This window comes from Buchnera aphidicola (Pemphigus obesinymphae), from assembly GCF_026122815.1.
GTDB classification, from domain to species: Bacteria; Pseudomonadota; Gammaproteobacteria; order Enterobacterales; family Enterobacteriaceae; genus Buchnera_C; species Buchnera_C aphidicola_BJ.
Window position 1 is genome coordinate 20,017 of record NZ_JAIWQW010000002.1, and the last position, 19,868, is coordinate 39,884.

Genomic DNA, 19,868 nt, shown 5'->3' on the forward strand with positions numbered 1-19,868 from the left:
AGGATACTTTTATATGTATGAAAAACGATTTATTCATCTTCGTGTTCACAGTGATTATTCCTTGATAGATGGATTAGTTAAACCAGAATTATTAATTGAACGAGCAGTTAATTTAGGAATGCCTGCGTTGGCATTGACAGATTTTAGTAATTTTTACGGAGTTATTAAATTTTATAAATCAGCTCATGAAAAAGGTATTAAACCAATTATAGGTGTAGATTTTAAAATAGATTCTGAATTTCTGGAAGGAGAGTTATCGCAAATTACTGCTTTAGCAAGCAATAATATTGGATATAAAAATCTTATTTTATTAATATCTCATGGATATCGATATGGGTATGATAACCTAGTCGGAGTAACTATAAAAAAAAAATGGTTACTAAAATATAAAGAAGGATTAATTTTGTTATCTGGGGGTTGTTATGGTGATGTGGGAAAATTATTACTAAGAGGTAATATAAAATTAGCAAATCAGTGTTTATCTTTTTATCAAAAATATTTTTTTGATTTTTATTATTTAGAAATAATGCGTACAGGTCGTATAAATGAAGAAAAATATTTAAATATTATTTTAAAATTGGCAATTGAAAATTCTATACCATTGGTGGCGACCAATGAGGTTTGTTTTATTAACCAAGAAGATTTCGAAGTGCATAAAATTCGTGTCGCAATTAATAAATCTTATAGATTGGATGATGTTAAATTTATCCATAATTACAGTTGTCAGCAATTTATGCGCGATGAAAAAACCATGTGTGAATTATTTTCTGATATTCCTGAATCACTTATAAATAGTGTAGAAATAGCAAAACGGTGTAATGTTATATTGAATTTAGGAAAATCTTTTTTACCTAATTTTTATACTGGTCGGATAAGTGCTGAAAAATTTTTAATAATGAAAGCTAAACAAGGTATGGAAGAACGGTTAAATTTCGCTTTTCCTGAAAAAAACATCCGTAATCAGGTACGAAAAAATTATGATGTTCGTTTAGAAAGTGAATTGTCAATAATAAACAAAATGGGGTTTCCTAGTTATTTTTTAATTGTCATGGAATTTATACAATGGGCAAAAGATCATGATATACCTGTTGGTCCAGGAAGAGGATCCGGTGCAGGTTCATTAGTTGCTTATGCATTAAAAATAACGGAAATTGATCCTTTATCGTTTGATTTGTTATTTGAAAGATTTTTAAATCCGGATCGTATTTCTTTGCCTGATTTTGATATTGATTTTTGTATGGATAAGAGGGATAAAGTAATTGAACATGTATCAGAAATATACGGGAAAGAGGCTGTTGCGCAAATTATTACATTTGGGACTTTAACTGCAAAAGCAGTTATTAGAGATGTTGGTCGGGTATTGGGTTATCCATATGGTTTTGTGAATCGTATTTCTAAATTAATTCCGTTAGATTTAGGTATAACATTAAATAAAGCGCTATTGAATCAAACAGAATTATTGGAATTGTATAAGTCAGATGTAGAAGTAAAAAGAATAATTGATATTTCTAAAAAATTAGAAGGTGTTACTAGAAATGTTAGTAAACATGCTGGAGGAGTAGTTATTTCTTCTACTAAAATTACTGATTTTTCACCATTATATTGTGATGAATATGGCAAGAATCAAGTTACTCAATTTGATAAAAATGATGTGGAATATGTAGGATTAGTGAAATTTGATTTTCTTGGGTTGCGTACTTTAACTGTTATTAATTTAGCATTAAAGATGATTAATAAAAATCGAGTAAAAAAAAATAAAAGCAAAATTGACATTTCTTTAATTCCTTTAGATGATATTAAAACTTTTAAAAAACTACAGGAGTCTGAAACAACAGGTGTATTTCAATTAGAATCTTTAGGCATGAAAGATTTGATCAAAAGATTAAAACCAGATTCTTTCGAGGATATAATTGCTTTAGTTGCTTTATTTCGTCCAGGTCCGTTACAATCTGGAATGGTTGATAATTTTATTAATAGAAAACATGGAAAGGAAAGTATTTATTATCCGGATAGTAAATGGCAGCATCCTTTATTAAAAAAAGTGTTGGAGTCTACTTATGGAATAATTTTATACCAAGAGCAGGTTATGGAAATTGCACGAGTGTTAGCTTCGTATACTTTGAGTAATGCAGATATATTACGTCGAGCTATGGCGAAAAAAGATCCAATAGAAATGAGTAAACAACGTGCTATTTTTCAAGAAGGATCTAAGAAAAATGGAATAGATCAAAAACTATCTATAAAAATTTTTGATTTAGTAGAAAATTTTGCAGGATATGGTTTTAATAAGTCTCATTCTGTAGCATATGCTTTAATATCGTATCAAACATTATGGTTAAAAACCCATTATTCTACTGAGTTTATGGCTGCACTTATGAGTGCAGATATGGACAATATAAAAAAAATAGTTTCTTTGATCGATGAATGTAAAAGAATGAAGTTGACAGTTTTATCTCCTAGTATTAATTATAGTAAATATTATTTTTATGTTAACGAAAAAAATGAAATTGTTTATGGGCTTGGAGCAATAAAAGGAATAGGGGAAAATTCAATATATGAGATTATTAGAATTAGAAAAAAATACGGAATTTTTAAACAATTACTAGATTTATGTATACGTACGGATTCTAAAAAAGTTACTCGTCGTGTAATAGAAAAATTAATTTTTTCTGGTTCCTGTGATTGTTTTCGATTAAATCGAGGAATATTAATGAATATTTTAAATGATAACATAAAAATTGCCAATCAATATTTGATTTCTCAATCAGTAAAACAACAAGATTTATTTGGGTCTATATTAAATGATGCCAAAGAATTAAATTATATTAATAATTTTGAAATCAATACGTGGTCTAAAAATACTGAATTAAGTTACGAGTATGAAATGTTAGGAACGTATCTCTCAGGACATCCAATGCATCAATATTTGGATGAAATAAAATATTATATGAAAGGAAAAACATTAAAGGATATATGTTGTTTTTCTATTTTAAAAAAAAATATTATAGTTGTCGGCATGGTAACTAATTTTATTATAAAATACACAAAAAATAAAAATCGTATAGCATTTTTTATGTTAGATGACAGTACTAAAAAATTAAATGTGATAGTTTTTAATGATATTTTAGAAAAATATGAACATTTTTTAAAAAATAATTGTATTATCGTTATTTATGGGTATTTTAATTTTGATAATTTTGGTAATTGTTACAGATTTGTTGCTCGTAGTTTTGTAGACTTATGTAAATATAGAGATAAAAAAGTTGCTAAAGTGTTAGTTTTATTAACGAAAAAACAGAATAATCCTGTATTTTTAAAATTTTTAAAAAAAGTTTTAGAATCGACAGATGTGGGTGTAGTACCTGTCTATTTTTTTTATAAAAATCACGATATAAAATTTAATTTTCCTTTTAGCGTTAATAAATATTTTTTGTTAAGTAATAATTTTTTGGATGAATTAAGATTATTAGTAGGATTAGATCAAGTAAAATTAAAATTTTTTAGGCATTAAATGTTTATTCAATATAATTTATTAATTATGTTAATTTTATTAAAAAATTGATATTTAAATTTTACCTTATTTTTTATAAATAAGATTCAATGAGTATCGTTAGATATTTTTTTTTATTTTTTCTGTTATATAATCGGAAATATTATTTATTTTTATTAATTTCTTTTTATTATTAAATCTAGATATATATTCAATTTCATTATTATAAATATGTCTTTCACTAACTATAATACTATGAGGTATACCAATTAACTCCATTTCGGTAAACATAATGCCTGGATGTATATTTCTATCATCTAACATTGTTTCAACATTTTTTTCTTTTAATTGAAGGTATATTTTTTCTGATATTTCTTGAACTATATTTGATTTGTGGAAATTAATTGGTAGAATAACCGCTTGGAAAGGGGAAATAGAAGAGTTCCAGATGATTCCTCGATTATCGTGATTTTGTTCTATAATAGCTGATATAATACGTGTTATACCTATCCCATAACATCCCATATTTAAAAAATTTTTATTTCCGTTATTTTCTAAGATATAAGCGTTTATTGTTTTAGAATATTTTTGTTCAAGTTGGAATATATGTCCTATTTCTATACTACGTTCAATATTTAAACAATCATGTTCATCTAAACTTTTTTTTCCTTCTTTATTATTAGATTTAATAGTATTCTGAATACTATAATTTTTTTTTATATTATGAGAATTATTCAGTGTATCGGGATAAATATTTTTATCTTCACCATTATTAGTAAATGCATGAAATTCATGAGAAATATTACCTCCCATTTCTCCATTTTTTGCTTTTATATCTGTGAATTTTAATTTCATACGTTGAAATATTTTAGTATAGGTTTGATGCATTTTATGATATGTTGTTTGTAATGAAGTTATATCAGCATGAAAAGAGTAAGCATCTTTCATAATAAATTCTTTTGATCTCATCACACCACAACGAGGACGTATTTCATCTCTAAATTTTGTTTGTATTTGGTATAATATCAAAGGTAATTGTTTATAAGAATGTACTTCATTTTTTACTAAAAACGTTATTACTTCTTCATGAGTAGGTCCTAATATATGGGTAATATTATGACGATCAATCACTTTTAGTAGCTCTTTTCCATAAGTATTCCATCTTTTACTAATTTTCCATAGGTGTACAGGTTGTATTATAGGCATAAATATTTCTATAGCACCTATTTTATTAAGTTCTTCTCTTACAATATTTTCTATTTTTTTAAGGACTCTCAGACCTGTCGGTAACCAGGTATAGATACCGGAAGCAGTCTTACGAATCATACCTGATCTCAACATCAGTTGATGGCTAATAATATCAATGTTATGTGGTCTTTCTTTTATAGTACAGAAAAAATATTTATTTGCTCTCATGTATTGTCTCATTGAAATAAAATAATTGTTATATAAAAATATAATTTTAATTATATTTTATTATCAGTTTATAATGTCAAAATAATCAGTAATTAAAAATTTTAAAAAATATAAATTTAACAACATCAATAATAATTAATTATAATATTAAAATTTAATATTTTTATTTTTAAAATATCTTTAATATGGAATTTTTACCTAACATATTATAATTCTATCATATATAAAAATAATATGTAAAACATAGATTTTAAGGTAATAGTATGAATGAAGAAAAAACAGAAAAACCTACTGATTATAGATTTAAAAAAGTACGTCAAGAAGGGAAAATTAGATATTCTTATGAATTAAATTCATTAATTATTTTAAGTTTTGGAGGATTTTTTCTTTTTTTATATAAAGATATAATTTTTGCGCATATATTTGAAATTTTATTTTCTCATTTTAAGTTTAATCATTTTATTATTAATGATAATAATTTTATTGATTATGGTAATGGAGAAATTTTTTTTGATGTATTTTATTTTCTTTTCATTATTTTTATTCCTATTTTTTTTGTAATATTTTTTGCAAAATTATTTGGAGGTGTTAATTTTAATTTAAGATTAATAAAGTGTGATTTAAAAAAATTAAATCCATTAAAAGGTTTTAAAACAATATTTTCTTTTCATATATTTTTTTTATCTTTTAAAATAATTTTAAAATTATTTTTAGTTATAGGAGTTATGATTTTTTATCTTTCAAAGCATGTTGAAGATATATTGTCTTTGGTTAATGCAACACCCAAAATAGCTTTAATAACAGGATTTAATTTTTTAATTTCATGTTTTTTCTTGTCAGTAGCGTCGTTAATTCCAGTGGTGATTTTTGATATTTTTTGGCAAAACTACATTTATCAAAAACAATTTAAAATGAGTCGAAAAGAAATCAAAGATGAATTAAAACAAACGGAAGGTGATCCATATATCAAATGGAAAATGCGACAAGCAATGAAAATGTTAGCTAATCATAGAATGATATCCGATATTCCAAAAGCAGATGTAATTGTGATAAATCCTATACATTATTCAATTGCATTATTATATGACGAAAAAACAATGTACGCTCCTAAAGTAATAGCAAAAGGAGCTGGTGATTTGGCATGTAAAATTCGCAAAATAGGTAAAAAGCATCATGTGCCTATCATTGCAGTACCTGTTTTAGCTCGTGCTTTATATTTTCATAGTAAATTAGGTCAATATATACCTGGTATTTTATACAAAGTAGTAGCTGAAGTGTTAGCTTGGGTTTGGCAAGTTAAAATATGGGAAAAAGAAGGAGGTATTTTCCCTAAAAAACCTGAAAATTTACATGTTCCTCCAGAATTAACAGATTTAAAAGAGGATTTCACCGGTGATTAATATTAATAATTTTATTAAAATAATTAAAAATTTAAAAAATACAGAATGGCAAGCTTTATCTGGTCCGGTATTAATTTTAATAATTTTGTCGATGATGGTACTTCCATTACCTTCTTTATTTTTAGATATTTTTTTTACTTTTAACATCGTATTAGCCATAATTATTTTATTAGTGTCTATGTTTACCAGACAAACACTAGAATTTACAGCATTTCCTACTGTTTTATTATTTTCTACTTTATTGCGTTTAGCGCTTAACGTTGCTTCTACTAGGGTAATTTTGTTATATGGTCATACTGGGGCTTATTCAGCCGGAAATGTTATTAAAGCATTTGGACATTTTTTAGTCGGTGGAAATTATGCTATTGGTATAGTTGTATTTATCATATTAGTTATTATCAATTTTATGGTTATAACTAAAGGAGCAAGTCGAATAGCAGAAGTAGGAGCTCGATTTACATTAGACGGAATGCCGGGAAAACAAATGGCTATTGACGCTGATTTAAATGCAGGATTAATAGGCGAAAAAGAAGCAAAAAGAAGACGTATTGAAGTTACTAGAGAAGCTGATTTTTATGGTTCTATGGATGGTGCGAGCAAATTTGTTAGAGGGGATGCTATTGCTGGGATTTTTATAATGATTATTAACATCCTTGGTGGATTAGTGATCGGTATAGTTCAACATAATATGTTTTTTGGAAAAGCTATTGAAGTATACACACTTTTAACAATTGGAGATGGATTAGTTGCTCAAATTCCTGCTTTGGTAATTTCTACAGCAGCCGGAGTTATGGTTACACGTGTTAGTACGGAAGAAAATGTAGGTGAACAAATTATTAGTCAATTGTTTTATAATCCTAAGGTAATATTATTAAGCGGAGTAGTACTGGGAATATTAGGATTAGTTCCAGGTATGCCGAGTGTGATATTTTTATCATTTACAACAGTTTTATTTTTCTTATCTGGATGGTTATTTAGTAGAAATCAAAATATGAACTTTTTTTCTTTGGAAAATGGGAAAAGTGTTGTTAAAGATATAAATAGAATTTCAGAAGTATCTTGGAATGATGTAAAGATAGAAGACTTGATAGGTATTGAAATAGGAAATAAACTTATTCCAATAGTCGATGTGAAAAAAAAAGGAAAATTGTTATATTTAATTCGTGGCATTAGGAAAAGATTTGCTCAAGAAATGGGTTTTTTACCTCCATTAGTACATATTCAAAATAATAGTAATTTATCCTCATATTCTTATAGATTTTTGATAAAAGGAGTCGAAATTGCTGTAGGTGAAGTATATTTAAATCGTGTTATGGCTATTAATTCCGAAGATAGATCTAAAACATTGGATGGAAAAAAAATTATTGAACCTGTATTTGATGTACCTGCATTTTGGATTAATATAAACCAGATCGAAGAAGCCAAAAAAAAGGGTTTTACAATTGTTAATGGCAGTACAGTGATAGCTACTCATTTAAATTATATTATGCGTAGGAATATGAATCAGTTATTTGGGAGACAACAAGCTCAAGATTTGTTAAATTATTTAACTAAAAGAATGCCAAAACTTATAGAAGACTTAGTTCCTAATACAATTAATTTAACTGTTTTTCATAAGGTGTTACAAAATTTACTATTAGAAAATGTCAGCATTAGAGATATGAATACCATAATAGAAACTTTGATAGAATATGCATCAATTAAAAAAAATGAAATCGATGTTTTGACTAGTTTGGTACGTGTATCGTTAGGTAAATTTATTATTCAAAATTTATTTGATAATGATAAAATTCAAGTTATAGGATTAGATGTTGAATTAGAAAATTTATTATTACAGACATTTCAAAATGGAAATAATAGCGTAGAACCTGGATTGGCTGATAAATTGTTAAACGATATGGATGCAGCAATTCAATATCAAAAATCAATAGGAGTATCACCTGTTTTATTAGTAAATAATACTTTACGAACATTTTTGTTTCAATTTTTTCATGATAGTTTTCCAGAATTAAGTGTATTATCGAATATGGAAGTATGTGACGCTAAAGAAATACGAATGACAAGTATTATTGGTAAAAAAAATTAGTATAATGTAATTTTATATTTTTTAGAATTAGATTTTTATCTATTAATAAGTATATTTATTTTATAAAATAAATTAAATTACATATAATCTATAGTATTAATACCGAGTAGGTTTAATCCTAATTTAATTGTTTTCGCTGTCAATAAGGATAATTTTAGACGACTAACAGAAATTTCTGTATTTTCTGCAAATAAAATAGAACAATTTTCATAAAAATTAGAAAATATTTCTGAAAGTTTATAAAGATAACTGCAAATAATATGAGGAGTTCCTTTGTTTGCAGCATAAGTTATTTTTTCTTCAAATTGAAGGAGGATAAGTGCTAATTCAATTTCAAATTTTTTAGATAGTATAATATTTCCTTTTAGAGATAAAGGATGTGTTTTTGACTTTCTTATAATAGACATTATTCTTGTATATGCATATTGAATGTAAGGAGCTGTATTTCCTTCAAAAGATAACATCTCATCCCAGTTAAAAATATAGTTTTTTATTCTATTTTTAGATAGATCAGCATATTTAATTGCACCAATACCAATGATATTGGATAACTTATGAATGTTTTCTTCTGATAAATCTGGATTTTTTTGTTTTATTATTTTTTTTGCTTTTTTTATTGCTTCATCAAGTAACAGAGATAATTTAATTGTGTTTCCTGTTCGAGTTTGAAAAGGACGTTTATTATCAGACAACATCATTCCAAACATATGATGTTCTATTGTTACATGTTGAGGTATATAACTCGCTTTTTTAGCTATTTCCCAAATTTGTAATAAATATTGATTTTGACGCGAATCTGTATAATATAAGATTTTATCTGCTTTTAATATTTCACAACGATATTTTATACAAGCTATATCTATAATGGAGTATAAATATCCACCATCTTTTTTTTGTATAACAACTCCCATTGGATTTCCATATCTATTTTTGTATTTTTCTAATACTACAATAAGAGAACCTTTATTTTTTACAGCAATACCTTTTTTTTTAAGATCAGAAATTACTTCTGGCAACATATTTTTATATGAACTTTCTCCCTTAATATGTTCATTTTTTAATGTCACATTTAATTTTTTATATATTTTTGCATTATATTTAATCGTGACACTAACTAATTTTTTCCATAGATATTGACAGTATTGATCTTCATTTTGTAATTTAACGACATATTCTTTCGATAATTTTGCAAATTCTGGATCATGATCATATTTTATTTTTGCTTTTTGATATAATTTTTCTATATCTGTTAAAGAGATTTTTGATATGGATTTTTTTTTATCATTATATATATACGCGATTAGCATTCCAAAATGTGTTCCCCAATCTCCTATATGGTTAGATCGAATTACGTTGTGACCAAGAAATTCAATAATTCTTACAGTTGCATCTCCTATAATAGTTGAACGTAAATGTCCGATGTGCATTTCTTTTGCTATATTTGGGGAAGAATAATCTACTACGATATTTTTTGGAGTGACAGAATTTACGTCTAATCTATCGGAATAGAGAGCTATTTCCAATTTTTTTGACAACCAATTTCGATCAAGAATTATATTAATAAAACCTGGTTTAGCTACTTTTATTGTATGATACATATTGCTATTTTTTATTTTTGATATGACGGTTTTTGCGAATTGATAAGGATCAAGTTTTAATATTTTAGCAATTTTCATAGCAGCATTAGATTGGTAATCACTAATATTTAAGTTTAAAGTTCTGAATATTAAAGGGTCGCAATGTTTAGGTGCACCCGAATGAATTAAAGCTTTTTTTATGTCTATTGAAATTAAATTTTGAACATTCATATCTATCTCCTAAAGCTTATTTAAATATTTTTAATATTTACTTATATACTATATTATAATACTGTTATTAAGTGAAATTTTAAATGTTATTGGTATAACATAAAAAATAGATATTTTAAATATCGATTTAATTATTAAATAAAAAAATGTATTTAAATTTATTTTGTATATAAAAATATTTTTATTTTGAAGAAATAATTTATTGTAGAAATAAAATTTTTATATTTTTTTTAGAATAAAATAATATAAAAATATATGTCGATAAAGATTGACAAAATGTAAAAAAAGATATAACATTAAAAAAGTTAGTTTTATGCTCTTTAAAAAAATATTAGATAATTTGTGTGGGCACATCAAAATAAGTCAATTTTGTTTTGAATCTATTAAAAGTCTTAATTTTTTAAGCAAATTTTTAATCGAAGAGTTTGATCATGGCTCAGATTGAACGCTGGCGGCAAGCCTAACACATGCAAGTCGAGCGGCAGCGAAAGAAAGCTTGCTTTCTTGTCGGCGAGCGGCAAACGGGTGAGTAATATCTGGGGATCTGCCCGAAAAAGGGGGACAACCATTGGAAACGATGGCTAATACCGCATAATGTTTATTATTTTTTGTAAACCAAAATGGGGGACTTATTTATAAGCCTCATGTTTTCGGATGAACCCAGATGAGATTAGCTTGATGGTAAGGTAAAGGCTTACCATGGCAACGATCTCTAGCTGGTCTGAGAGGATAACCAGCCACACTGGAACTGAGATACGGTCCAGACTCCTACGGGAGGCAGCAGTGGGGAATCTTGCACAATGGGCGGAAGCCTGATGCAGCTATGCCGCGTGTATGAAGAAGGCCTTAGGGTTGTAAAGTACTTTCAGCGGGGAGGAAAAAGAAATGATTAATACTTATTTCTCTTGACGTTACCCGAAGAAGAAGCACCGGCTAACTCCGTGCCAGCAGCCGCGGTAATACGGAGGGTGCTAGCGTTAATCAGAATTACTGGGCGTAAAGAGCTTGTAGGCGGTTTTTTAAGTCAGATGTGAAATCCCTGGGCTCAACCTAGGAACTGCATTTGAAACTGAAATTCTAGAGTATCGTAGAGGGAGGTAGAATTCTAGGTGTAGCGGTGAAATGCGTAGATATCTGGAGGAATACCTGTGGCGAAAGCGGCCTCCTAAACGAATACTGACGCTGAGATGCGAAAGCGTGGGGAGCAAACAGGATTAGATACCCTGGTAGTCCATGCCGTAAACGATGTCGACTTGGAGGTTGTTTCCTTGAGAAATGACTTCCGTAGCTAACGCGTTAAGTCGACCGCCTGGGGAGTACGGCCGCAAGGCTAAAACTCAAATGAATTGACGGGGGCCCGCACAAGCGGTGGAGCATGTGGTTTAATTCGATGCAACGCGAAGAACCTTACCTGGTCTTGACATCCACAAAATTTTTCAGAGATGGAAAAGTGCCTTCGGGAATTGTGAGACAGGTGCTGCATGGCTGTCGTCAGCTCGTGTTGTGAAATGTTGGGTTAAGTCCCGCAACGAGCGCAACCCTTATCCCCTGTTGCCATCGGGTTAAGCCGGGAACTCAGAGGAGACTGCCGGTTATAAACCGGAGGAAGGTGGGGATGACGTCAAGTCATCATGGCCCTTACGACCAGGGCTACACACGTGCTACAATGGTGTATACAAAGAGAAGCAACCCTGTAAAGATGAGCAAACCTCATAAAGTACATCGTAGTCCGGACTGGAGTCTGCAACTCGACTCCACGAAGTCGGAATCGCTAGTAATCGTGGATCAGAATGCCACGGTGAATACGTTCCCGGGCCTTGTACACACCGCCCGTCACACCATGGGAGTGGGTTGCAAAAGAAGCAGGTAGCTTAACCTTATTCTTTGGATGGCGCCTACCACTTTGTGATTCATGACTGGGGTGAAGTCGTAACAAGGTAACCGTAGGGGAACCTGCGGTTGGATCACCTCCTTAAAAATAATACTTACTAGATGTGCCCACACAAATTATTTAATAAAATATAAAACAGGCTTGTAGCTCAGCTGGTCAGAGCGCACCCCTGATAAGGGTGAGGTCGGTGGTTCAAGTCCACTCAGGCCTACCAATATCAAAATTTAGTTAAAAAGGGGCTATAGCTCAGCTGGGAGAGCGCCTGCTTTGCACGCAGGAGGTCAGCGGTTCGATCCCGCTTAGCTCCAATTAAAGTTATCTTTCATTTTTCTCAATATTGAGAAACATTCCCCTTCGTTTTCCTTAATTTCTTTCAATCCTATTCTTTTTTGTAATAAAAATTCATTGGTTCTTAAAAATATATTTATTTTTTTTTCAGTTTTTAATAGGCTCGGTAAACTTGATTTATTTTTTTTTATCATTTTTTTTATTTTTATATAATATTTTAGGATTGCATTATCTTTTGGTAAAATATATCGTGCAAATTTTAAATTAGGTAATGTATATTCGTGTCCACAACAAACAAAAGTGTCATCAGGGAAAAATGAAATTTTTTTTAATGAGTTAAACATCAAAGTAGAATCACCTGAAATTATTTTCCCACATCCACCAGAAAACAAAATATCTCCACAAAAAAGATAAGGTGGAAAATAATAAGAAACATCATGCTTTGTATGTCCTGGAGTATAAATAATAAGAAATTTATATTTTGAAACGTGAATAATTTCATTGTCATAAACAAAATTAATATTTTTATTTATATTATTTTTTTTTGGCGGACCGTAAATTTTTATTTTTGGATATTTTTTCAGTAATGCTAAAGTTCCTTCAATATGATCTTTATGATAGTGTGTAATTAAAATAGATACAGGATGGTAATTTTTTTTATTTATATATTTTATGATAGGCGATGCATCACCTGGATCTATTATTACAGATAAACCTTTATTATTAGTTAATAACCAAACATAATTATCATGAAGAATTTTTATAAGATTTAATATCATCATAGTAATACCTTAATTTCAGTATAGTAGATAATTATCTAACAAAAATTTTAATATGTTTTAAAAATTTTTTTTACATTATAACCCGTATCTTGAAAACGTGGATTATTTGCGGATATATGTGCTAATTTATCACAGAATGTATTTTCTATATGATTTGAGTGTCCTTTAATCCATTTCCAGTATATTTGATGTTGATGTAGTATATTATACAATCTGGTCCATAAATCTATGTTTTTTATAGGTTGTTTCTTTTTATTTTTCCAACCTTGTTTTTTCCATTGATGTATCCAAGTTTCAACACCTTTTTTTACATATTGACTATCTGTTACAATATGTACTTGACAAGATTGTTTTAGAGATTCTAATGCTATAATAATAGCCATTAATTCCATGCGATTATTAGTAGTTAAATAAAATCCGGCATGTAATATTTTTTTATGTTTTTTGTAGCGAAATAAAATTCCATATCCTCCTGGACCAGGATTTCCTAAACAAGAACCATCTGTAAAAACATAAACTAATTTTAACATTATAAAATATTTCTTTTTGATACACATATTATATAATTATATGAAAAAAAACAAAATAAGACAAATTGCACTTGATACTGAAACCACAGGAATCAATAATAAAGGTATTTTTTATGAAAAACAGCGTATTATTGAGATTGGTGCTATTGAAATAATTGATCGTAATTTTACAGGAAACAATTTTCATACATATATTCAACCAAATCGTTCGGTAGATCCTAAAGCTTTTTCTGTACATGGTATTTCTGACGAATTTTTAAAAAATAAACCAATATTTAATGATATAGCTGTAGATTTTTTAAATTATATCAATGGTGCTGAGTTAATTATACATAATGCCGATTTTGATATTGGATTTATTAATTATGAATTGAGTATGTTAAATTTGCATATAAAAAATATTTTGTCTTGTACTACAGTTGTAGATACTTTGTTGTTATCTAGAAAAATTTTTCCTGGTAAAAAAAATACTTTGGATTCTTTATGTTCTAGATATTTTATCAGGAATAACGAGAGAGATTTACATAGTGCATTGCTGGATGCTCAATTATTGGCTAAAGTATATTTAGCTATGACTAGTTTTCAAGAATCAATAGACTTTTTTGATGATACTAAAGAAAAAGATAATTGTAGTGTTTTTACGAAAGAAAAGAATAATTTTAACTTTTTAAAAGTACGTTGGGCTTCCGCAGGTGAAAAAAAATTGCATAAATTATATTTGGAATATATGATGGAAAAAAATAAAAAATGTCTCTGGTATTTTAATAAATAAGATTTTTGATAGTACTAATTTTAATTTGACAGAATTTATATTTTAATGTAAAATTATTACTTTAAATTATATAGGTGCGGTAGTTCAGTTGGTTAGAATATCGGCTTGTCACGCCGGGGGTCGCGGGTTCAAATCCCGTCCGCACCGAGTAGTTTTTTAATTTACTTAATAATTTAATACAAATATTTTATAAAATATTTGTATTAAAAAATTATAAAACCTTACTTTTTTTAAAATCCTTCTTTATCTCTTCATAAATTACCAATTTTCTTTTAAAAAATTAAATATAAATTTTTAATTAAATATATATAAAATATGTTTAATTTATTTGTATAAATATTTTATAGAATAAGTTATATATAAAATATATATATTAAATATTAATTTTTATTAAATTTACATTTTTAAAAATTTTAAAGACATAAAATAGCTATTTCATAAAGAGTATACTTAAAAAATAAAGTATAAATAATTGAGAAGTTATGTTTAACAATAATAAATTTCAATCATCATTTTACTTATTTTTATTACTAAATTTATGGCACTTTATAGTTGCGAGATGTGCTTATATGAGTGAGAAATACATTGTTACTTGGGATATGCTGCAAATTCATGCTAGACAATTAGCAAAAAAATTACTTTCAGTTGATCAATGGAAAGGTATTATTGCAGTTAGTCGAGGTGGTTTAATTCCTTCGGCTCTTTTAGCAAGAGAGCTGGGAATTCGTTTTGTAGATACTATATGTATCTCTAGTTACGATTATAATCATTTGCGTAATATGAAAATAATTAAAAAAGCGAAAGGTTACGGTAAAAATATTATTGTTGTAGATGATTTAGTAGATACAGGCGGAACAGCTCGAGTAATTAGAAAAATGTATCCAAATGCTTATTTTGTAACTATTTTTGCTAAACCACTCGGTCGTTTATTAGTTGATGACTATATTATGGATATTCCTCAAAATGTTTGGATTGAACAACCATGGGATATGGGTATTTCTTATATAAAACCTTTGGTGAAAGATATTTAAAAGTTGTTTAAATTTAATTTAATATTATTTCATTTTTATAAAGTATTATATTTAAGTTTTGGATATTTAGTAGGATAAAATATTTTTGATTTATAAAATTAATTATTTTTTAATAAAAATTGATTTATTAAAATATTATAGATATATTTTATATATCAACATATTAATTTTAGAGTAAAGGATAATTTAAAATGAATAAAGATGGAAAAGAATTATGTAATGATAATTTAAATAAATCTGTGATTAAAGAATCTACAGATTCATTGAAAAAACTTAAACAATCTCTTGATGAAGAAGTGATAAAACTTGAAAAAGAATTTTTATTAATTGAAAGTAATTTATTTAATAAAAAAAAACATATAGATCAAGAGATTGATAAAATAAAAAAAAGAGTTCAAAAAGATATAGAATATACTTATAAATTTTCTTTAGAAAAGTTTATCAATGAATTATTGGAAATAATAGATAATCTTGAAAGATCGTTGAATTTATCAAATAAATTAAATGATAATTTTATAGAAATTATTAACAAATTGGAATTGTCTATAAAATTGTATTTAGATATTTTAAATTTATTTGGTGTATCAGTAATTGATACTATTGATGTACCTTTTAATCCAGATATTCATCAAGCTATGTCAATACAATTTTCAGAGACAATAAAAGATAATCATGTGATATCTATTTTGCAAAAAGGTTATTTATTGCATAATAGATTATTACGTCCAGCAATGGTGATTGTATCACAAGTAAAAAAATAATATTTTTAATAAAATTAATGTGCAGAGATATTGGTTAATCATTTTATTTAATAACTCTGCAAATATATTTATATACATTTAATAAATTAGTTTTTATTGAAATTTAATTTTTTTCTTCTTAGTTCTTTTGGATCTATCGTAAGATTACGATAAATCTCAATTTGATCTCCTTCTTTAACTATATGTTTTAAATGTGTAATAATACCGTATATTCCAATTTTATTTTTATAAATATTTATTTTTTTATCTTCTGAAATGATATTTGATGCTAAAAGTGCATCTTCAACTGTTGATCCAGACTTAATTATTATTTTTCTCAAAAATTGTATGTTTGGTAAAGCATAAATAACAGTAACTTTTATTTTATTCATAAATAAAATTATTAATATATTTTTATTTTTTAATATTAAACTAGTTAAAAAATTAGTAAAATAGGATTTTTATAATTAAATGAAAAAAAAAACATTTTTATCCCATGATTTATCAGTTATTTCTATTAATAAAAAAGCCAGATACAATTATAATATTGAAGATGAATATGAATCAGGTATAATATTATTAGGATGGGAGGTAAAATCTTTAAGAGAAAAAAAAGTAAATATTAATGGTAGTTATGTATTTTTACATTCCCATGAAGCTTGTCTTTCCTCTGCAACGTTTGAGCCTTTGCCTACTGTTTCTACTCATATAACATGTAATCCAACAAGAAATAGAAAGTTACTTTTACATAAAAAACAAATATATTTTTTAACTGGTAAAGTTAATAGAGAAGGATATACATTAATTGCTTTGTCTTTATTTTGGAAAAAGAATTGGTGTAAAGTAAAAATAGGTATAGGAAAAGGTATAAAAAAATCAGATAAACGTGAAAACAAAAAAAAACGTGAATGGGAACTGGAAAAAAATAAAATGTTTAAGAATAATAAAAAACATATTTAATTATATGTTAATTTTATGATATAAATCATGATTAGTTTCAATTTTTTTATATTGATATTTATCAATATAAATAATTTTGTTATATTTATTCGTGTTAAATAAAAACATTTTATAATAAATGGCAGTTAATTCATATAGAAACGTAATGTATTCGTATAATAGTCATAAATATTGGATGAAACATGCATTAAAATTAGCCTTAATAGCTAAAAAAAAAGGAGAAGTGCCTGTTGGGGCTGTATTAGTTTTTAAAGAAAATATTATAGGAAAAGGTAGTAATTCATCTATATATCATAATGATCCTACAGCTCACGCTGAAATTTTAGCACTTCGTCAGGGAGGGAAAAAATTAAAAAATTATAGATTATTGAATACAACACTATATGTAACATTAGAACCGTGCATTATGTGTTTTGGAGCAATTATTCATAGTCGTATACAAAATTTAGTTTTTGGGGCAAAAGAAAAAAAAAATAAAATAGATATTTTAAAAAAATATTTAAATAATATTAATCATAAATTAAATATCACTGAATCAATTTTAGAAAAAGAATGTAGTAGTTTTCTTAACAGTTTTTTCAAAAATAAAAGATCATAATTAATTATATAATAATTATGTTTTATATAATAAAAGATCATTCACTTTCAAAAATTACAATTGCATATGCGTACTTTTTTTCATCTGTTAAATTAATATGATTACGTTTTATATTCATACTATGTGCAAGTTTTTTAGCTTGATTCAACAACAATAATTTAGAACTACCGTAATTATCATTATAAACTTCAAAGTCACTAAATTTAATACCATCCCTAATCCCAAACCCTAAAGCTTTTGCAGCAGCTTCCTTAGCTGCAAATCGTTTTGCTAAAAAATTAATTTTATTTTTTATTATTAAATACTGACAAAATTCTTTTTTTGACAAAATTCTTTTTGCTAATTTAGAATTTAATCTGTTAATTATTTTTTCTATACGTGAAATCTTTATGATATCTATTCCAATACCAATAATAGCCATATTATAATTTTAACCTAATTTAATTTATTATATGAGAAATATATTTAAGTTAAATATGAATAACGATTCAAATATATACGTATTTACTTATTAAAACCTATTTTAATCCATAAATATAAAGATACTTTAATATTAAATTGTTTTTCTATTTCTTTTCTAGCTAAAACGCTAAATTTTTTTACAATTCTACCATTTTTTCCTATTAATATTTTTTTTTGATTAATATTTTTTACAAAAATAAGAGCATGAATAATTTTTTTTTCTTGTTGATGAATCAAATTTTTAATTTTAACTTTAATTATATATGGTAATTCTTTATTTAAATTACGTATTATTTTTTCACGTATTATTTCTGAGAAAATAAATTTTTTAGAATAATTAGTTTTTTGTTCTTTTGGAAAACAATGCGAAGCTAGAGGTAAATAATCTTTTATTTTATCAGATAATTTTTTAATGTTTTCTCCATGTTTTGCTGAAACAAAAATAATCTCTTTAAAATATATTTTTTTTTGTAAAAAATTAACATGGGGTAAGAATAATTTTTTATCTTTAATAAGATCTATTTTATTTATTACAAGTATAGTTGGAATACTATTTTTCCTTATTTTATTTAATATTATTTCATCGTTGATGTTCCATTTTATGTGTTCTACTACAAATATAATAATATTTGAATTAAAAATAATTCCATCTATTTTTTTGTCTATTATATTTGTAATATATTTTTTTTTTGTTTTTTGAATTCCAGGTGTATCAATATAAATTGATTGATAATTTTCTTGTGTTTGAATACCAAAAATATTCCTTTGAGTAGTGTGTAATGTATGAGAAGTAATTGATATTTTTTTCCCCATTATTTTATTTAATATTGTAGATTTTCCTGTATTGGATTTTCCTATAATTGTAATTAATCCTGAATAATATTGATTATTCTTCATTCTATCTCCAATTTTGTTAAAGCGTTTAGAGCAGCGTCTTGTTCTGCTTTTCGACGACTTGGGCCTATACCAACTGAACGTTCAGTAATGCCGCTGATTTCACAGTGAATAGTGAAAACTTGATTATGAGCTTCACCGTATACTTGTTCAACTAAATATGTTGGTAAAGGTAAATGTTTAGCTTGCAAATATTCTTGTAATCTAGTTTTAGGATCTTTTTGTGTATCTCCAGGGCTAATTTTTTTTAAACGTTTAGCATACCATTTTAGAATTAATTCTGCTACGATATCAATATTGCTATCTAAAAAAATGCTACCTATCAAAGCCTCTACCGTATTAGCTAAAATGGATTCGCGACGGAATCCTCCGCTTTTTAATTCTCCTTGTCCTAATTGTAAATAGTCTCCTAAATCAAATTCACTTGCTATTTCGGCTAAAGTATTACCTCGAACTAAAGTTGCTCTCATTCTACTCATATCACCTTCATTTACATATGGAAAATGATGATATAAAGCATTGGCTATCACAAAACTTAAAATAGAGTCACCTAAAAATTCAAGACGTTCATTATGGTTGCTGTTAGCGCTACGATGAGTTAAAGCTTGAGTTAAAAGCTCTTTTTGCACAAAAGTATAGCCAAGTGTCTGCTGTAGCCTATCTATTAGGATATAGTTCATATTATTGTTAAATTTAATTTTTTTAAAATTGTTAAGATTA

Annotated in this window: 16 protein-coding genes, 3 tRNA genes, 1 rRNA gene and 1 pseudogene; 12 read left to right on the forward strand and 9 right to left on the reverse strand. The window is 26.7% G+C overall.

The features are described 5' to 3' along the window. Positions 1-13: 13 nt before the first annotated feature. A complete protein-coding gene (dnaE, locus tag LDP10_RS00720; RefSeq protein ID WP_265196838.1) occupies positions 14-3,511 on the forward strand; it encodes a DNA polymerase III subunit alpha in 3,498 nt (1,165 codons plus the stop codon). Between the two features lie 99 nt (positions 3,512-3,610). Here dnaE and LDP10_RS03545 read toward each other — a convergent pair whose 3' ends face one another. Continuing rightward, positions 3,611-4,015, reverse strand: coding sequence for a His/Gly/Thr/Pro-type tRNA ligase C-terminal domain-containing protein (locus tag LDP10_RS03545; RefSeq protein ID WP_414734433.1), 405 nt, complete (start codon positions 4,013-4,015; stop codon positions 3,611-3,613). A 3-nt stretch (positions 4,016-4,018) separates the two neighbouring features. Next, positions 4,019-4,906 (reverse strand): annotated as a pseudogene (gene proS, locus LDP10_RS00725) (proline--tRNA ligase); the annotation flags it as partial. 263 nt (positions 4,907-5,169) lie between these two features. On the opposite strand from proS, the gene flhB reads away from it, so the two are divergent. Next, positions 5,170-6,306 carry a flagellar biosynthesis protein FlhB gene (flhB, locus tag LDP10_RS00730; RefSeq protein ID WP_265196840.1) on the forward strand — a complete coding sequence of 379 codons (1,137 nt, stop codon included), beginning with the start codon at positions 5,170-5,172 and terminating at the stop codon, positions 6,304-6,306. After that, positions 6,299-8,392: a flagellar biosynthesis protein FlhA gene (gene flhA / locus LDP10_RS00735; protein WP_265196841.1), complete on the forward strand. Its 2,094-nt coding sequence runs from the start codon at positions 6,299-6,301 to the stop codon at positions 8,390-8,392. The genes flhB and flhA overlap by 8 nt, the downstream gene beginning before the upstream one ends. Before the next feature lie 77 nt (positions 8,393-8,469). On the opposite strand, the gene argS is transcribed toward flhA, so the two are convergent. After that, complete coding sequence (argS, locus tag LDP10_RS00740) at positions 8,470-10,200, reverse strand: arginine--tRNA ligase (RefSeq protein ID WP_265196842.1); 1,731 nt, start codon at positions 10,198-10,200, stop codon at positions 8,470-8,472. A 413-nt stretch (positions 10,201-10,613) separates the two neighbouring features. Between argS and LDP10_RS00745 the strand changes: the two genes are divergently transcribed. The 3 genes from LDP10_RS00745 to LDP10_RS00755 all read left to right on the forward strand — a co-directional run bounded on the left by LDP10_RS00745 (position 10,614) and on the right by LDP10_RS00755 (position 12,399). Beyond that, positions 10,614-12,175 (forward strand): 16S ribosomal RNA (locus LDP10_RS00745). A 53-nt stretch (positions 12,176-12,228) separates the two neighbouring features. After that, positions 12,229-12,305, forward strand: a tRNA-Ile gene (locus LDP10_RS00750). Positions 12,306-12,326: 21 nt separating this feature from the next. Continuing rightward, positions 12,327-12,399: transfer RNA gene (locus LDP10_RS00755), tRNA-Ala, on the forward strand. Here the strand turns inward: LDP10_RS00755 and gloB are convergent. Further along, a complete protein-coding gene (gene gloB, locus LDP10_RS00760; RefSeq protein WP_265196843.1) occupies positions 12,391-13,158 on the reverse strand; it encodes a hydroxyacylglutathione hydrolase in 768 nt (255 codons plus the stop codon). The two genes, LDP10_RS00755 and gloB, sit on opposite strands and share 9 nt — an antisense overlap. A gap of 50 nt (positions 13,159-13,208) precedes the next feature. After that, positions 13,209-13,691, reverse strand: a complete 483-nt coding sequence (rnhA, locus tag LDP10_RS00765; RefSeq protein WP_265196844.1) for a ribonuclease HI — start codon at positions 13,689-13,691, stop codon at positions 13,209-13,211. A 40-nt stretch (positions 13,692-13,731) separates the two neighbouring features. On the opposite strand from rnhA, the gene dnaQ reads away from it, so the two are divergent. The 4 genes from dnaQ to grpE all read left to right on the forward strand — a co-directional run bounded on the left by dnaQ (position 13,732) and on the right by grpE (position 16,255). Then, positions 13,732-14,463, forward strand: a complete 732-nt coding sequence (gene dnaQ, locus LDP10_RS00770; RefSeq protein WP_265196845.1) for a DNA polymerase III subunit epsilon — start codon at positions 13,732-13,734, stop codon at positions 14,461-14,463. A 73-nt stretch (positions 14,464-14,536) separates the two neighbouring features. Beyond that, positions 14,537-14,610: transfer RNA gene (locus LDP10_RS00775), tRNA-Asp, on the forward strand. A 422-nt stretch (positions 14,611-15,032) separates the two neighbouring features. Further along, a complete protein-coding gene (gene gpt, locus LDP10_RS00780) occupies positions 15,033-15,494 on the forward strand; it encodes a xanthine phosphoribosyltransferase (RefSeq protein WP_265196846.1) in 462 nt (153 codons plus the stop codon). A 191-nt stretch (positions 15,495-15,685) separates the two neighbouring features. After that, positions 15,686-16,255 carry a nucleotide exchange factor GrpE gene (gene grpE, locus LDP10_RS00785; protein ID WP_265196847.1) on the forward strand — a complete coding sequence of 190 codons (570 nt, stop codon included), beginning with the start codon at positions 15,686-15,688 and terminating at the stop codon, positions 16,253-16,255. An 86-nt stretch (positions 16,256-16,341) separates the two neighbouring features. On the opposite strand, the gene LDP10_RS00790 is transcribed toward grpE, so the two are convergent. Beyond that, positions 16,342-16,626 (reverse strand): RnfH family protein, encoded by a 285-nt coding sequence (locus LDP10_RS00790; RefSeq protein WP_265196848.1) that lies wholly within the window; start codon positions 16,624-16,626, stop codon positions 16,342-16,344. A 79-nt stretch (positions 16,627-16,705) separates the two neighbouring features. Between LDP10_RS00790 and smpB the strand changes: the two genes are divergently transcribed. Beyond that, on the forward strand, positions 16,706-17,194 hold the full coding sequence (gene smpB, locus LDP10_RS00795) for an SsrA-binding protein SmpB (RefSeq protein ID WP_265196849.1): 489 nt from the start codon (positions 16,706-16,708) through the stop codon (positions 17,192-17,194). 118 nt (positions 17,195-17,312) lie between these two features. Continuing rightward, positions 17,313-17,792, forward strand: a complete 480-nt coding sequence (tadA, locus tag LDP10_RS00800; RefSeq protein ID WP_265196850.1) for a tRNA adenosine(34) deaminase TadA — start codon at positions 17,313-17,315, stop codon at positions 17,790-17,792. A 37-nt stretch (positions 17,793-17,829) separates the two neighbouring features. Here tadA and acpS read toward each other — a convergent pair whose 3' ends face one another. From acpS to rnc, 3 genes are all read right to left on the reverse strand, one after another. Continuing rightward, positions 17,830-18,213 carry a holo-ACP synthase gene (gene acpS, locus LDP10_RS00805; RefSeq protein ID WP_265196851.1) on the reverse strand — a complete coding sequence of 128 codons (384 nt, stop codon included), beginning with the start codon at positions 18,211-18,213 and terminating at the stop codon, positions 17,830-17,832. A gap of 83 nt (positions 18,214-18,296) precedes the next feature. After that, positions 18,297-19,151 carry a GTPase Era gene (gene era / locus LDP10_RS00810; RefSeq protein WP_265196852.1) on the reverse strand — a complete coding sequence of 285 codons (855 nt, stop codon included), beginning with the start codon at positions 19,149-19,151 and terminating at the stop codon, positions 18,297-18,299. Further along, complete coding sequence (gene rnc / locus LDP10_RS00815; protein ID WP_265196853.1) at positions 19,148-19,828, reverse strand: ribonuclease III; 681 nt, start codon at positions 19,826-19,828, stop codon at positions 19,148-19,150. The genes era and rnc overlap by 4 nt, the downstream gene beginning before the upstream one ends. Positions 19,829-19,868 lie beyond the last annotated feature (40 nt).

Bases quoted from the DNA above. Each gene is read 5' to 3' on its own strand.
- gpt (WP_265196846.1), top strand. From the start codon at position 15,033: ATGAGTGAGAAATACATTGTTACTTGGGATATGCTGCAAATTCATGCT.
- acpS (WP_265196851.1), bottom strand. From the start codon at position 18,213: ATGGCTATTATTGGTATTGGAATAGATATCATAAAGATTTCACGTATA.
- rnc (WP_265196853.1), bottom strand. From the start codon at position 19,828: ATGAACTATATCCTAATAGATAGGCTACAGCAGACACTTGGCTATACT.
- smpB (WP_265196849.1), top strand. From the start codon at position 16,706: ATGAAAAAAAAAACATTTTTATCCCATGATTTATCAGTTATTTCTATT.
- grpE (WP_265196847.1), top strand. From the start codon at position 15,686: ATGAATAAAGATGGAAAAGAATTATGTAATGATAATTTAAATAAATCT.
- flhB (WP_265196840.1), top strand. From the start codon at position 5,170: ATGAATGAAGAAAAAACAGAAAAACCTACTGATTATAGATTTAAAAAA.
- tadA (WP_265196850.1), top strand. From the start codon at position 17,313: ATGGCAGTTAATTCATATAGAAACGTAATGTATTCGTATAATAGTCAT.
- rnhA (WP_265196844.1), bottom strand. From the start codon at position 13,691: ATGTTAAAATTAGTTTATGTTTTTACAGATGGTTCTTGTTTAGGAAAT.
- LDP10_RS03545 (WP_414734433.1), bottom strand. From the start codon at position 4,015: ATGGGATGTTATGGGATAGGTATAACACGTATTATATCAGCTATTATA.
- era (WP_265196852.1), bottom strand. From the start codon at position 19,151: ATGAAGAATAATCAATATTATTCAGGATTAATTACAATTATAGGAAAA.
- dnaQ (WP_265196845.1), top strand. From the start codon at position 13,732: ATGAAAAAAAACAAAATAAGACAAATTGCACTTGATACTGAAACCACA.
- argS (WP_265196842.1), bottom strand. From the start codon at position 10,200: ATGAATGTTCAAAATTTAATTTCAATAGACATAAAAAAAGCTTTAATT.
- gloB (WP_265196843.1), bottom strand. From the start codon at position 13,158: ATGATATTAAATCTTATAAAAATTCTTCATGATAATTATGTTTGGTTA.
- dnaE (WP_265196838.1), top strand. From the start codon at position 14: ATGTATGAAAAACGATTTATTCATCTTCGTGTTCACAGTGATTATTCC.
- LDP10_RS00790 (WP_265196848.1), bottom strand. From the start codon at position 16,626: ATGAATAAAATAAAAGTTACTGTTATTTATGCTTTACCAAACATACAA.